This is a genomic window from Vibrio mytili (assembly GCF_000830505.1).
Classification (GTDB): Bacteria; Pseudomonadota; Gammaproteobacteria; order Enterobacterales; family Vibrionaceae; genus Vibrio; species Vibrio mytili.
The window spans coordinates 95,263-109,590 of record NZ_JXOK01000081.1 but is presented as its reverse complement, the minus strand read 5'-3'; the positions used below and the strand labels follow the sequence as shown (position 1 = coordinate 109,590).

The window sequence follows — 14,328 nt, the reverse complement described above, 5'->3', positions numbered from 1 at the left end:
TTTGTTTAAACCTCAGTCAACAAACTCGGTTTTGTTTTGACGAACACGCTCAGCCAGTTGTTTGTAACGATCAGCGATCGTATCACCAAAGACTGGATCGTCTTCATTTTCGCTCCATAGATTTTCAACATACTGCCAGTCTTCGGTAGTAAATAACTCTTCAATCAGTGGCAAAATCTTACGCTCCTCGAGCTCTAGGTGATTTTTTTGTGACTCAATAAAATCTTCAAGATGAGCTAGAAACATGTCCTGTGGTACAACAGCATCTTGAAGAATCATTTCGATCACCGAGGCAAAGTCTTTGGTTTTCACCGCAAGCTCTTGGTGCTCTTTCTCAAGGTTCTCTATATGTTGTTGCTTTCCGTACTGCTTTAGGAAATGGTGATAGAGAATGTCTTCTTTCGGGTGATGCACTTTTTCCGAATGATTCGCAAGGTAGTCGACAATCTCACCAACGAGTGCGTAGTTAATCGGTTGTTCGCGTTTTATTTCATTAAGCTTGTGGCGCAATATCGCCAACAAACGAACCATATAGCCGTGTTCACGTCGGATTCTTTCGATCATCATAGCGTCTCTCCTTAACACCTTCTTTTAATAAGTGTACATGAGAAACGCATTTTCAGATTGAGCACGCTCAAAAAAACAGCGATCGAGAAAAAGAAACGTTACTGTCTGCTTTATACTATAGACGGCAAATGCCAATTAATGGGTGACTTCCCTTGCGAAGTGAGCAATTGATTTGCTTGAGAGAAATGCTTGCAGCCGAAAAAGCCGCGGTGAGCCGACAAAGGGGATGGATGTGGCGCAGACAGCACATGATGCTTAGAGCGATCAATAAACCTCCCCTTCTTCTGTGCATGAGCGCCCCAAAGTAAGAACACTACGCCTTGCTGATGCAAATTTATTGCTTCAATAACCTTATCAGTGAATGTTTCCCAGCCAGTTTTAGCATGGGAGTGAGCTTTGCCTTGTTCAACCGTCAAAACGGTGTTCAACAAGAGTACGCCCTGCTCTGCCCAACTCTGCAAGAATCCATGTTGAGGTATTTGAAACCCGTCAATATCCTGAGCAAGTTCTTTATACATATTCGCTAAAGACGGCGGTGTTTTAACTCCCGGTAATACAGAGAAACATAACCCGTGAGCCTGATTTGGGCCATGGTAGGGATCTTGTCCCAATATCACGACTTTCACGTCCTTGAACTCAGTGAAACGGAACGCATTGAATACGTCTTTTGCTGCAGGGTAAATCGCTTTCCCTGCTGCACGCTCTGCTTCAACGAAATTCAATGTATCAACAAAGTAACTTTGCTTTTTCTCTTCGCCAATCACATCATGCCAGGTTGGTAACAAATTCATGAAAAGTACCTGTAGTAAAATTTGAATCTATTCTAACCATCCAAACTCAAACAGACAAAACCTTCCCTAACATTCAGATACTGATCCCTTTATTCCCAGCGAACGCCAAGGCTAAAGAGCATCTTGTCACGAAGTGAACATCTTGTTAAACAACAAACATTTTCATAAGACAGTTCAATCAGTGTTTCTGCGGCGTTCGAAAATGCCCATGGCCATGAATATGACGGTTAGGAGCTGGTAGGCGTACAGCGCGTCTAGCGGAAGAAAAGGCAACAACTGATAGTGCTCGAGACATAATGACATCCTTGTTTCTAGGGAACTGATTCTCCCTAGAAAGAAAGATGCCAACTTTGCACTTAGTCCGTCCTGTTTATGGCTTCACGATGAAAAGAGCACAATGCATTGATTTCGTCAGGCCATATGTCTGGATTTATTGTTTCTAAAATCAATGGAATAGAATCAAAACGGGGATCTTTCGCAATATACTCAAAACAATCCCAACCGATCTCACCTTTACCTAATGAATGATGGCGATCGACTCGGCTTGAAAGTTCGACTTTTGAATCATTTAGATGCATTGCCCTCAAATAGTGCATACCGACAATACGATCAAACTCCGCAAATGTGCGTTCACATTCCTCTTTTGTTCTGAGGTCATAACCAGCAGCAAACGTATGACACGTATCAAGGCAGACGCCAACACGTTGCTTGTCTTCAACCTGTTCAATGATCGCTGCGAGATGTTCAAACCGCCATCCTAGATTCGAGCCTTGCCCAGCAGTGTTCTCTATCACGGCGATCACATTAGGCACCGCTTTATGGGCTAAGTTAATAGATTCGGCAATCGTGGCAAGACACTGTTGTTCAGAGATCTTCTTAAGATGGCTACCGGGATGAAAGTTGAGTAGAGTCAGGCCAAGTTGGTTGCAACGCACCATCTCATCAATGAAGGCTGCACGTGATTTGTTGAGTTTCTCTTCTTCTGGCGCACCTAAGTTAATCAGATACGAGTCATGAGGAAGGATACGATCAGGACCAAAACCCAACATCTTGCAATTTGCTTTGAATGCATTGATGGTTTGCTGTTCTAACGGCTTGGCTGCCCACTGTCGCTGGTTTTTGGTAAACAGCGCGAATGCATTGGCACCAATTTCACGCGCTCGCAAAGGCGCTTGATCCACGCCTCCAGCAGCAGAAACGTGGGCACCGATAAACTTATTTCCAAACGTGTTTTTCATGTTTGTTATTTAATCACTTTTGACTTTCAGTATAAGGGCCTAAATACAAGTAGTTACCCATTACTGGTTAGTTCTCGAACTGTAATTTGTAGTAAAATTACTACAAATTACAGATTTAACTATTTTTTAAATTAATTAAAATAAATTTAAAAACTATGTTTTTAAACACTTTATTGATTTAACTCAACAAAACAACCTCAGAAAAAATAATGTTTTTCGTTGTTTTTTGACCTAAATCAATATCAAAATAGTGGTTATTAGCTATATAATACTCAGCTCAATAAGAAATTTGAAAATTAACACCATAAAACTCCACAAATGTGGACTAGGAGATAGTGATGATCCAAGGTATCCAAATTACAAAAGCAGCCAATGACGAACTACTAAACTCAATCTGGCTACTCGACAACGAAAAAAACGAAGCGCGTTGTGTTGCTGCAACAGCTGGCTTTGAAGCAGATCAAGTTATCGCAATCAGCGATCTAGGTGACTACGAGTCGCGTGAAGTTGCTATCGAAACAGCACCTAAGATTGAAGGTGGTCAACACCTAAACGTGAACGTTCTTAAACGTGAAACTCTTGAAGACGCAGTGGCAAACCCTGAGAAATACCCTCAGCTAACCATTCGTGTTTCTGGTTATGCTGTTCGCTTCAACTCGCTAACTCCAGAGCAACAACGTGATGTAATCGCTCGTACATTTACTGAATCTCTATAATAGAGAAGCGACGGTAGATTAAGAAACGGCGCTCATGGAGCGCCGTTTTTGTATGCTATAGCAAAATTAAAAAGGTGGAGATTAACTCCACCTTTTCTTTATTACTTTGTTATGTTTCGGCTTATTGAACTCGACGTAACACGGCTTTCAGAGCATCAAAGTTCGCATCTAAGTCTTCAGACAGCAATTCCATCACAGCATGCTTCGCCAATGGTGCAGGCAATTCAATATCTGAGTCCAGGATCTCATCCACAACTTCTTTAAACTTCGCAGGGTGGGCAGTACATAAGAACAGACCAGTTTCTCCAGCCTGAAGTTGCTCATTCAAAACACGGTAAGCAATCGCACCGTGTGGCTCACATAAGTACCCCAGTGAATTAAGCTCTTTTACGGACTCTGCACTTTGCTGATCAGATACCGCCCCCTTGCCGAGCGTTTCCAAGCCCCACTCTTTGACGCGACATAGCTCTTCAATACGTGGCCAGTTATTTGGTTGGCTCACATCCATTGCGTTAGACGTGGTTGCAACAGTTGGTTTTGGATCCCACTGCCCTGTTTCCAAGTAACGCGGTACAGTATCGTTCGCATTAGTTGCAGCGATAAAACGCTTAATAGGCAAACCAAGCGCTTTTGCCAGCAGACCTGCCGTTAAATTACCAAAGTTACCACTTGGTACAGAGATAACGAGATTTTCTCGCTCAGCTTTGCTCATCTGTGCAGCCGCTTCAAAGTAGTAGCAGATCTGCGCCATTAAGCGACTGATGTTGATCGAGTTAGCGGAGTTAAGACCGATTTCTTCACGCAATTCCGCATCATCAAACGCTTGCTTTACGAGTGCCTGACAAGCATCGAAGTCGCCATCGATCGCGACAGTGTGAATGTTCTTACCGAGGGTACAGAAAAGCTTTTCTTGCAGCGGGCTGATCTTGCCTTTCGGGTAAAGAATCACGACATTGATGTTTTCCATGCCGTAGAAGGCATGGGCAACGGCCGCGCCAGTATCACCAGACGTCGCAGTAAGAATGGTGATCTTACCGCCGTCTGATACCGCTGCCAGTGACTGAGCCATAAAGCGGCCACCAAAGTCTTTAAATGCTAAGGTTGGGCCATGGAAAAGCTCTAGCGCATACACACCATCTTTGACTTGTTTGATAGGGGCTGGGAATTGAAAAGCCGCATCAACCATAGCGTTCACTTGATCCTCTGCTAGCTCATCGCCAATCAATGCAGACAGAATTTTGGTGCTACGAGAGACAAAGTCTTCTTCAAGCAGCGCATCAATATCATCAAATTTTGGTAATTCCGATGGAAAAAACAGGCCTTGATTACGACCTAATCCCTGGCGAACGGCTTGGCCAAAAGATACTTGTTCATCATTTTCTTTTATATTGTAAAGCTTCATAGCTCACTTCCTGTAACAATCGAACCTTGCTTGTCCAGTCGACAAACGTGGACGAATCCTTCTTCATTTTGTACGTAATTTTGTTCAAGCCAACGAGCGACTCTTTCAGCGACATCTTTTTCTTTGCATACACTGAACAGTGTCGGACCACTGCCAGAAATGCCAGTTGCTAATGCACCTGCAGATGCAGCGTATTGACGCGCATTGGCAAAGCCTGGTAGCAGTTTCTCACGATACGGTTCTGCGATCACGTCTTTGATCATTTTCGCAGCAAGTTCTGGCTGACCAGAGTGACACGCGTGAATAAAGCCTGCAAGGTGGCGACCATGAGCAATAATATCTTGTCGACGGTATTGAGATGGTAGGATCTCTCGTGCCTCGGCAGTGGAGACTTTAATACCAGGGTAAGCCATCACCCAGTACCAGTCATCAAAGCATGGTACTTCCTGACTAATAATACCAAGCTCTTCAAGCATCAGCTGAACGCCACCTAAATAACAAGGCGCCACGTTGTCATAATGGATACCGCCAGAAATCTTGCCTTCCATTTCGCCCATGAGGCTAATAACTCGGTTTCATTTAGCGGTTGACCATGAAAGCGGTTCAACGCGTCTAACGCAGCGACAATTGAACAAGCACTAGACCCAAGACCCGATCCAATTGGCATATTCTTTTCTAGCGTCATTTCCAGAGGTTTAAGCTCAACACCTTTTTTATCTAGCTCACGAGCAAACACCACCCAACAATCGTAAACGATATTCTCTTTTGGCTCTGTAGGTAACTTCGAGACAAAGTTACCTGCTGTATTTAAACTGAATGGTTCAGAGCCAGATTTTACTTGTACTCGATCACCCAACAACGTGCCATCAATAGGAGAGACAGCAGCCCCCAGAACATCAAATCCGACGCTAACATTACCAATTGATGCTGGGGCATACACTACCACACTCATATCACTTGAACTCATTCCGTTATACCCCTAGTTTCCAACCTAAAGTTCGCATCACATCTGAAAATACGCCCGCGGCGGTCACTTCAGTACCTGCACCGTAACCACGCAGAACCAATGGAATTGGCTGATAGTAACGGCTGTAAAACGCCAGTGCATTCTCACCATCTTTGATTTTGAACATTGGATCATTTTCATCCACGGCGACCATGCTCACCTTACATTTACCCTCGATGATCTCACCGACGTAACGCAAAACTTTGCCTTCTTCCGCGGCTTTTGCAACAAGATCTTTAAAGTACGCATCGGCTTCTGGTAGACGTGCCATAAACTCATCAACACTGCCTGAATCATCAAAACCAGGTGGCAGTGCTTGATCGACAACAACGTCTTCAAGCTCCAGTGACATTCCCGCTTCACGAGCTAAAATGAGTAGCTTACGGGCAACGTCCATTCCTGATAGGTCATCACGTGGATCTGGCTCAGTAAAGCCATTTTGTTTCGCAATATTGGTTGCGTCACTTAGGCTCATGCCTTCATCTAATTTACCGAAGATATACGACAATGATCCTGACAAAATACCGGTAAATCGTTCCAGCTCGTCACCTGCTGAAATCAGGTTTTGCAGGTTCTCGATAACTGGAAGACCCGCACCTACTGTTGTCTCGTACATTAATTTACGGCGTGAGTTACGCGCCACATCACGAAGCTGATGGTAGTACGCCATACTGGCAGTATTGGCTTTCTTGTTCGGTGTAACAACGTGGAAACCAGCCGCGAGGAAATCTGCATATTGATTCGCGATATCTTCACTAGACGTACAATCGACCAAAACAGGGTTGATGATGTGGTTGCGTTGCACCAAAGCAATCAAGCGAGCTAGGCTAAATTCTTCTGTTGTTGCAGACATGCGATCACGCCAATGTTCCAGCGGTAACCCTTCACTATCGAGCAGTAAGCCTTTGCTGTTCGCCAAGCCACAAACGCGAATAATAATGCCTTTCTCAGCCAGTTTCGCTTGTTGACGCTCAATCTGATCCACCAGCTCACCACCAACGCCACCGACACCGACAACGAATACGTCGAGGAAGTGTTTCGAGTTGAACAGGTTCATATGACACGCTTTGATCGCCTCAGAGATCTTATCTTCTGGGATAACAGCGGAAATGGCTCGTTCAGAGGAACCTTGCGCAATCGCCACAATATTCACGTTCACTTCCGCCAAAGATGAGAAGAAGCGTGAAGCCACACCACGTGAAGTACGCATGCCATCACCGACTAACGTCACGATAGCAACGTTATCCATGAACTCAACCGGCTCTAACAAACCATCTTTCAATTCCAGTTCAAACGACTCAGCCAATGTCTGCTGCGCTTTCGCTTTATCTTGAGCTTCAATACAGAAACTGATGCTGTATTCAGAAGAAGATTGAGTAATCAACACGATAGACACGCCAGCCGAAGACATGGCACCGAACACTCGGCTTGCCATCCCGACCATGCCTTTCATACCCGGACCAGAGACATTGACCATAGTGAGATCATTCAGTGTCGTAATACCTTTGATCGCCAGATTGTCTTCACCCGTATCTTGTCCAATAAGCGTACCAGCACCTTGAGGGTTGAAGCTGTTTTTGATTAAGCATGGGATATGGAATTGCGCAATAGGTGCAATGGTTTTGGGATGAAGAACAGAAGCACCGAAGTAAGACAATTCCATAGCTTCTTGATAACTGAGTGACTTCAGCAAACGGGCATCTTCAACCAAACGAGGGTCACAGTTGTATACGCCATCCACGTCAGTCCAAATCTCGCAGCAATCTGCGCGCAGACATGCGGCTAATACCGCTGCCGAGTAATCAGAACCGTTGCGACCTAAAGTAACCAGCTCGCCTTTTTCGTTGCCAGCAGTAAAGCCAGGCATAATGTTGACATGACCTTGAGGAAGCGGTCTCTGACGGAAGTTTTGTGTTGAAATATCCACATCGACCATAGCTTCAAGGTGATCGCCTTGTGCATAGAGGTATTCAACGGGATCGATGAGGCTCGCTTGCTGACCTTTTGCTTCAAGGACGGCTTTCATCAGTTGAATCGATACACGTTCACCTTTGCTGATAATACGTGCGTTAACGTTGTTTGGGCACATACCAAGCAGTCCGATACCATGTACATACTGACGTAATTGAGAAAGCGAGGTTTTAACTTGGTTATCGTAGGCGGTACCATCCACACCTGGCAAAACAGATTGAATCTCGGCTAACAGCGTTTTAAACGACTCTTCCAGCTCATTGATTTGCAACTCTGCTTCACCATTACGCAAAGCGCCTTCAATTACGGCAACTAGCTTATTGGTTGTTTTACCTGGTGCAGAGAGCACCACGGCCACTTCTTCTTGTTGAGCGTTATTGGCAATGATATCTGCCGCTCTTAAAAAGCGATCTGCATCAGCCAATGATGAGCCGCCAAACTTCAATACTCGCATCCCTTCCTCCGGTATTTCTTAAACCTGTCTAAATTCTGTATTTAAAAGCATAAAAAAAGGCCTGTATCTTGTTGGATACAGGCCTTTTTCGTGAATTTCTTTTCGCTCAGCAGCCTGCCCCAACATGTGTAATGTCGGTAATAATAATGGTGGTGATAACGAGGCTGTTTAATGACATAAATATATCTTTACTGCTGATTGTGTTTGCTTACCTCTACGTTTACCGAGTTTCTGATTCATAGTCAACAAAAAAATGTTTGTTTTCCGGTCTTCCAGAGATTCATGCTATTCAATCTCACTGATAATTAAACAAAAATGCACGTACATAACCAGACTCAAATACTTAGTGCTGACAAAGCGACATAGATGACGAGCGGCTACAATTTGAAATTCGAGTGATGGTATAAAAAGCGCTATTATCGACGGTGACAAACGAGAGCAACTCTCGCAATCAATACGATCAACCTAGTTACCCTGTCAAATTGAGGTCGTATTGAGCACTCTGAACGTATGCTTACGGGCAAGATCACACTACGAGACATTACGATCAACAGGTTGCAACTTTGTAACTGTGATCGGTATTCATAGGTATGAATTATTGATAAAATAAATAAGCTAACTTGCTTACTATATGCTTTAATAGTGGAAAGCTTTTAGATAAAAAAGCAATGATAAAAACAATGCACACAAGGAGTGGTGAACATGAAAAAATGGCTTTTTCTGTCTCTTTTCTTTGTGCCTGGCGTTTGTCTAGCGACCGATCTTCCTCCTCTTCCTGGACAGGTATCCCCTTCTCCACACAAATTATTTATTTCTAGTGAGAGTTATCAGAACGATAGTTTTGACGTATGGAATATCGATGGCGGCTATTCCTACGAACTTCTCGATTCTGTTGATCTTTACGTGGGTGCGCGTGTCAATAACTCACCTACCAACAATCAAAGTGGATTTTTAAGCGGTGTAAGTTATCATTTTAACGATCGAATCACGGTTAAAAGCACAGTACGATCATTTAGAAATGAATCGGATGAGAGAGTGAATGAAGAAGAAAATGGCCTTGCTGCCGAAGTATCAAGTCGAATGAAGATCACCGATAAACTGGATCTTCACGCTACTGTTGATTACCAAGACTGGCAACAAGGCATTGAGGTAGGATTAGGGTTTCGCTTCTAAATTTCGAGCCTTTGTCTAGATATCAACACGCCGTTCCAATCCGCATAAACGTAGTGTTTCGGTTGAACAATTTGATTATTCATCGTTAACGTTACGTTGACTTCTCCCATGCCACGCTTCTCTGTTTTAAACGGACATGTACCTAGAGCCTGTATACCAATGTCCATTTGCGACATTTGCGCTACATCGCGAACCGCACCGTATACAATAATACCTTCCCAACCATTCTCTATACCGAGTATAGCGAGTTGATCGCCTAATAGTGCTTTTTGACAAGAACCGTGACCATCGACAATCAAGACTTTACCTGTCCCATCCTGCTCCAAAACTTCACGTACTTTTGAGTTATCTTGATAGCAGCGCACTGTCACTATTTCACCGTGAAAAGCACTGCGTTGACCAAAGTTCTGCAATGGTAAGCTAAGTAAGATAACTTGATCTTCAAATTGATCACAAATGTCTGGTGTTATATCGATCATATTTCCTCCGTGATTTTACCCCCCCGAGTGAGACTCCAGCGAGTGATATCCTTTTAAACGAGTCGCTCTGTTATCTCTCCGATTCTATGTTTTCGGTCGGGGTCAGAACAGGCAACGAGATAGAGAGTTCCATTCTCTACGTAATAAATGGCGTACTGATGAAATGCTTTGGCTAAAGAAGTCGCGGACGCTAAAGAGGTTTCAACGGCAAAACTTTCTTCTTTCCATTCGAAGTCGCTATCACCAACAGTAACTGGGACATATTTCTTGTGTGTTAATCGTTTCTCTAGCGCTTGATTACTGATGATATTCTCTTCTTTTGACCGCAGTTTACTGTATGGGTTCCAAGCCGTTATCACAACATAACGTGGCGCGTCCCATTTACTACCAAAACGAAAAAATGATTGTGAATAAGCATTCCACAACTCTGGTTCAATATTCGTATTGTTTTTTTCTATCATAACTCTTAAACAATTAGTAACAGTTGCATTTCATCAATTGATGTAAATCAACAAACTGCATGGAATTAACATTTGAGCATTGTTAGCATGCTGTTAACAATATAAAATCCGCTCCAAGTCTCAGGGTGTTTACAGTCCACGTCACGTAGATTTTAAGGTATGGAGTGTAAACAACCCAACAAGAATAAATTTCGTCATCATAGTTTGGTGAGTTGGTAAAAACCCATGGAGGGCGGTTAACAGAAAGAAGTGTATTTTTGATTAAGTTGATTTATTATCAAATTTACATTACCTGTATGTTATATTTTTGCCTAGAATTTATTCTATTAGCACAATTTTGTCACAAATTTAGGTACCGCCAATGCAAACCCCGCAGATCCTTATCGTTGAAGATGAGCAAGTAACTCGTAACACTCTTAAGAGTATTTTTGAAGCAGAGGGATACGCTGTTTTTGAAGCCAGTGACGGTGAAGAAATGCACCAAGTTTTATCTAACAACTCAGTAAACTTGGTGATTATGGATATTAATCTACCAGGCAAGAATGGTCTTTTGCTTGCACGTGAACTTCGTGAGCAAGCCAACGTCGCTCTGATGTTCTTGACTGGTCGTGACAACGAAGTAGATAAAATCCTTGGCCTAGAGATTGGTGCTGATGATTACATCACTAAACCATTTAACCCACGTGAATTGACTATTCGTGCACGTAACTTATTGAGTCGCTCAATGAGCAGCAACGCGGTTCAAGAAGAGAAACGCTTAGTAGAAAAGTACGAATTTAACGGCTGGGTTCTCGATATCAACAGTCGTTCACTCGTAAGTCCTGATGGCGACAGCTATAAATTACCTCGCTCAGAGTTCCGTGCTCTGCTGCACTTCTGTGAGAACCCTGGCAAGATCCAAACACGTGCCGACCTTCTGAAGAAGATGACAGGTCGTGAGTTAAAGCCACATGATCGTACGGTTGACGTAACCATTCGTCGTATTCGTAAACACTTCGAGTCGGTATCTGGCACGCCAGAAATTATCGCGACGATCCATGGAGAAGGCTATCGCTTCTGTGGTGATCTAGAAGAGTAATGGCTAGTACTATCGTCTAGATAAAACATCATCTAGATAGAAAACGTCCAGATATTCCAAAGGCTGACTCTAAATGAGTCGGCCCTTTTTTTTGTTATGAGGACTAGGACTGCGCCGTTAATAAACTTTGTTCACCTTTACAGATTTCTCAACTAGCCAACGCTTTTTACCCGCATCATCCAACAATACAGCCAAATCGACATAACGCTCCGTATTAATTTCGATATCTGATGTGAATACCACTTCCCATTCGTTTTCACTGTGTGTTCTAGTATCGAGATCCGTTGCATTTAACGTCCATTCTGAATGGCCTTGCTTGAGAATAAGGGACTCTACCGTGAGGTTGGCTGGCAACTGCTGATCAGACTGAAGCGCAAGCGAACCGTGAATACTCTGCTGTTGCTCTTCACCCACTGTCGGCATCAGATTAACCCAAAGATAGCTATTCAGCTCAACATTAACCCGATTAATGATAACCTGACTATTTTGCAACCAATTTACCTCAGGTGTAGAACCACAACCCGCCAAAACTGCAACTGAAAAAACCACTGGGGCGAGTCTTTTCATATTAATCCTTCTGCTCCAACCAATTTTTTAGCACTTGAATATCATTCTTGTATTCATTCTTTATCTCATCAACCCAATCGGAAATATTCTCCCACCAAGCTGGCATATTTGGAGACTGCGCTTTTTGTGCAACACTTTGAATCCGTTTTAAACCAATCGAACCTGCGGCACCTTTAATCTTGTGAGCCTCAGAAACAATGCCATCTTTGTCTTTAGCGGTCATGTTAGAGTCGAGTACCTGGAGGTAATCCGGCATCATTTCTTCAAACATCGTTAGGCTATCATAGACAGGCTTAACACCAACAATATCCACGTAAGACTCTAACATATCAAGATCAAGCAAGTGTGTCTCAATCAACGGAGAGGAAGTTGACTCCACTTCCACTTCGATTTTCTCCAACGAAGGGACACTTTCTTCGCTAGAGATAAAGAACTTGTCAATAACCGATTGAATGGCGTTCACCGCTAGTGGCTTGCTGATGGCATCATCCATCCCATTGTTTAGATACTCACGACGATCTTTGATGACATTAGCGGTTAACGCAACGAGTGGGGGCAGGTTGTCGTAATGATCTCGATAATATTTCGCTACCTCAAAGCCGGTCATATCAGGCAACTGGATATCAAGTAAAACAAGATCGTATTGGTCAGGCACAAAATTAACCAACGCTTCTTGCCTGTCATCGCAACCGTGACAGTATGCCCAAAACTTTCTAATAGAGACTTCGCGACCGTAACATTAAGCTCAATGTCTTCAACCATGAAAATATTCAAATGTAGATTGCCTAGCTGCGCCTTATTCGCGGGTGTTTTCAACTCCACGACGGGAACATGAATCGAGATAGTAAAAGTGGTACCAAATCCCTCTTCACTGCTTACGGTAATATCACCATCCATCAAGTTAATCAGTTGCTTGGACACGGCAAGCCCAATGCCTGTTCCTACAGCATGAAGATTATCTTTCCCTGATTTCACTTGGTAATACATGGCGAAAATCTTATCGATCTCTTGTTCTGGAATGCCAATTCCTGTGTCTTCAACTTCGATGATGATGGTCGCGTAGTCGTCTTCAATATCGGCACTTACGGTCATGACAACGCCACCTTCTTTGGTGAACTTCATTGCGTTACTAACTAAGTTCCAGATCACCTGACGCAGTCGAGTGGCATCAACTTCAATCGCTTTTGGCAGTTCACTAAGCCGCTCTAAATCAAACCGCAACCCTTTTTGCTCAGCCATTAAGGCGGAGATACTTTCAATTTCAGCGACAAAATCATCGAAATTAAGGGGCTCTGGTAATAACTCCAATTTGCGACGGTCAAATTTATCCATGTCAATGATGTCATTAAAAATATTGCCGAGTGTGATAGCACTGACATTTATCGTTTGCATGTGCTTACGCTGCTCGTCTGTCAGTTGACTATCGAGCAACATACGGCTTAACCCTACAATGCCATTCAATGGTGTACGCAGTTCATGGCTGATCGTAGAAATAAACGTGGTTTTATCACGGCTGGCTTTTTCTAACGACTCTTCATGGCGTTTACGCTCGGTGATATCTCGACCAAACCCAACCAAACCAAGGTGGCGACCATCTTTGCTGTAGAAAGGCACTTTACGTAACTCAAAGTAATGCTTACGACCATCAGGGTATTCCAACCACTGCTCATAAGTGATTGCTTGGTTGTCGGTAAAGACTTTTTGATCGGTGTCCACAATCGGCTGAGCCACTTCCTTGCTGTAAACATCCCAAGGGCTTAAGCCTACCAATTGATGCTCTTTCTTACCTGTCAGCTCTTCCATCGCTCGGTTACAACCCGAAAAGATGCCGTCCGCATTGCGGTAATAAATCAAATCAGGAGAAGCATCAATAAACGAACGCAATAATGCGGTACGCTCTGCCAGCTCCAACTGGGTACGCTCACGCTGAAACACCTCATTTTCAAGATCTTGCATCGCTTCTTCACGTGCTTCTTCCGCTTTAATTCGTTCTTCGATTTCTTGATTTAGCTTTTCTATGTTCTGCTGTAGTTGGGCATTGAGTTCTTGGTCACGTGAGCGCATATCTTTCAGTTTCGACACCAGCTTAGTAAGCCTTTGTCGTGATTCTTCTAATTGGTCCACGACCACCGATAAAAAGTAAACCGCCCAAGGCGTGATCAGTAGACCAAAAAAAACGGAACGGACGATATCAATATTATCCACTCGCCCCTTTAGAGCGAGGGTAATACCAACTTGAACGACAACGGCTAAAGCGACCAATGCTAAGGCAAGCAATATTGAAAAGCGGACTATCCCCAGTTTAACCAGCAGGTCGACATAATACTGGGCGAGATTCTTCATGGGCTTCATTCACGACTCCAAGGGGCAACTAAACATCCATCCCTGATGGTGGGGAGCAAACAGACATAGAGCTTGAAAGTAG

At 43.6% G+C, this 14,328-nt stretch carries 11 protein-coding genes, 2 pseudogenes and 1 other annotated feature; of the genes and pseudogenes, 3 read left to right on the top strand and 10 right to left on the bottom strand.

The window, feature by feature from the left end:
- Positions 1–12 precede the first annotated feature (12 nt).
- The 3 genes from SU60_RS19390 to nfo all read right to left on the bottom strand — a co-directional run bounded on the left by SU60_RS19390 (position 13) and on the right by nfo (position 2,605).
- Positions 13–567 carry a hemerythrin domain-containing protein gene (locus SU60_RS19390; protein WP_041156955.1) on the bottom strand — a complete coding sequence of 185 codons (555 nt, stop codon included), beginning with the start codon at positions 565–567 and terminating at the stop codon, positions 13–15.
- Positions 568–677: 110 nt separating this feature from the next.
- A complete protein-coding gene (gene ung / locus SU60_RS19385; RefSeq protein ID WP_041156954.1) occupies positions 678–1,358 on the bottom strand; it encodes a uracil-DNA glycosylase in 681 nt (226 codons plus the stop codon).
- 356 nt (positions 1,359–1,714) lie between these two features.
- Positions 1,715–2,605, bottom strand: coding sequence for a deoxyribonuclease IV (nfo, locus tag SU60_RS19380; protein ID WP_041156953.1), 891 nt, complete (start codon positions 2,603–2,605; stop codon positions 1,715–1,717).
- A 329-nt stretch (positions 2,606–2,934) separates the two neighbouring features.
- Here nfo and grcA point away from each other — a divergent pair, with 329 nt between their 5' ends.
- Entirely contained in the window at positions 2,935–3,312 is a 378-nt protein-coding gene (gene grcA, locus SU60_RS19375; RefSeq protein ID WP_041156952.1) for an autonomous glycyl radical cofactor GrcA, read from the top strand.
- Between the two features lie 121 nt (positions 3,313–3,433).
- Here grcA and thrC read toward each other — a convergent pair whose 3' ends face one another.
- From thrC to thrA, 3 genes and pseudogenes are all read right to left on the bottom strand, one after another.
- Positions 3,434–4,714, bottom strand: a complete 1,281-nt coding sequence (gene thrC, locus SU60_RS19370) for a threonine synthase (RefSeq protein WP_041156951.1) — start codon at positions 4,712–4,714, stop codon at positions 3,434–3,436.
- Positions 4,711–5,666, bottom strand: a pseudogene (gene thrB / locus SU60_RS19365) (homoserine kinase). Before thrB ends, thrC begins: the two are co-directional and overlap by 4 nt.
- Positions 5,667–5,685: 19 nt before the next feature.
- Positions 5,686–8,145, bottom strand: coding sequence for a bifunctional aspartate kinase/homoserine dehydrogenase I (thrA, locus tag SU60_RS19360; protein ID WP_041156950.1), 2,460 nt, complete (start codon positions 8,143–8,145; stop codon positions 5,686–5,688).
- Between the two features lie 50 nt (positions 8,146–8,195).
- Positions 8,196–8,313 (bottom strand) — a sequence feature (Thr leader region).
- A 534-nt stretch (positions 8,314–8,847) separates the two neighbouring features.
- On the opposite strand from thrA, the gene SU60_RS19355 reads away from it, so the two are divergent.
- Entirely contained in the window at positions 8,848–9,318 is a 471-nt protein-coding gene (locus tag SU60_RS19355) for a hypothetical protein (protein ID WP_041156949.1), read from the top strand.
- Here SU60_RS19355 and SU60_RS19350 read toward each other — a convergent pair.
- Together SU60_RS19350 and SU60_RS19345 are read right to left on the bottom strand one after the other, a co-directional pair.
- Positions 9,315–9,797 carry a putative 4-hydroxy-4-methyl-2-oxoglutarate aldolase gene (locus SU60_RS19350; protein ID WP_041156948.1) on the bottom strand — a complete coding sequence of 161 codons (483 nt, stop codon included), beginning with the start codon at positions 9,795–9,797 and terminating at the stop codon, positions 9,315–9,317. The genes SU60_RS19355 and SU60_RS19350 overlap by 4 nt on opposite strands.
- Positions 9,798–9,850: 53 nt before the next feature.
- A complete protein-coding gene (locus SU60_RS19345; RefSeq protein ID WP_041156947.1) occupies positions 9,851–10,258 on the bottom strand; it encodes a DUF3293 domain-containing protein in 408 nt (135 codons plus the stop codon).
- Between the two features lie 361 nt (positions 10,259–10,619).
- Here SU60_RS19345 and arcA point away from each other — a divergent pair, with 361 nt between their 5' ends.
- On the top strand, positions 10,620–11,336 hold the full coding sequence (gene arcA, locus SU60_RS19340) for a two-component system response regulator ArcA (RefSeq protein WP_041156946.1): 717 nt from the start codon (positions 10,620–10,622) through the stop codon (positions 11,334–11,336).
- 117 nt (positions 11,337–11,453) lie between these two features.
- On the opposite strand, the gene SU60_RS19335 is transcribed toward arcA, so the two are convergent.
- Positions 11,454–11,903, bottom strand: a complete 450-nt coding sequence (locus tag SU60_RS19335; RefSeq protein ID WP_041156945.1) for a hypothetical protein — start codon at positions 11,901–11,903, stop codon at positions 11,454–11,456.
- Between the two features lies 1 nt (position 11,904).
- A pseudogene (gene arcB / locus SU60_RS19330) lies at positions 11,905–14,255 on the bottom strand (aerobic respiration two-component sensor histidine kinase ArcB).
- Positions 14,256–14,328 lie beyond the last annotated feature (73 nt).

Coding starts and splice junctions, on each gene's coding strand:
- ung (WP_041156954.1), bottom strand. CDS start 1,358: ATGAATTTGTTACCAACCTGGCATGATGTGATTGGCGAAGAGAAAAAG.
- thrA (WP_041156950.1), bottom strand. CDS start 8,145: ATGCGAGTATTGAAGTTTGGCGGCTCATCATTGGCTGATGCAGATCGC.
- SU60_RS19335 (WP_041156945.1), bottom strand. CDS start 11,903: ATGAAAAGACTCGCCCCAGTGGTTTTTTCAGTTGCAGTTTTGGCGGGT.
- SU60_RS19355 (WP_041156949.1), top strand. CDS start 8,848: ATGAAAAAATGGCTTTTTCTGTCTCTTTTCTTTGTGCCTGGCGTTTGT.
- SU60_RS19345 (WP_041156947.1), bottom strand. CDS start 10,258: ATGATAGAAAAAAACAATACGAATATTGAACCAGAGTTGTGGAATGCT.
- arcA (WP_041156946.1), top strand. CDS start 10,620: ATGCAAACCCCGCAGATCCTTATCGTTGAAGATGAGCAAGTAACTCGT.
- thrC (WP_041156951.1), bottom strand. CDS start 4,714: ATGAAGCTTTACAATATAAAAGAAAATGATGAACAAGTATCTTTTGGC.
- SU60_RS19350 (WP_041156948.1), bottom strand. CDS start 9,797: ATGATCGATATAACACCAGACATTTGTGATCAATTTGAAGATCAAGTT.
- grcA (WP_041156952.1), top strand. CDS start 2,935: ATGATCCAAGGTATCCAAATTACAAAAGCAGCCAATGACGAACTACTA.
- SU60_RS19390 (WP_041156955.1), bottom strand. CDS start 567: ATGATGATCGAAAGAATCCGACGTGAACACGGCTATATGGTTCGTTTG.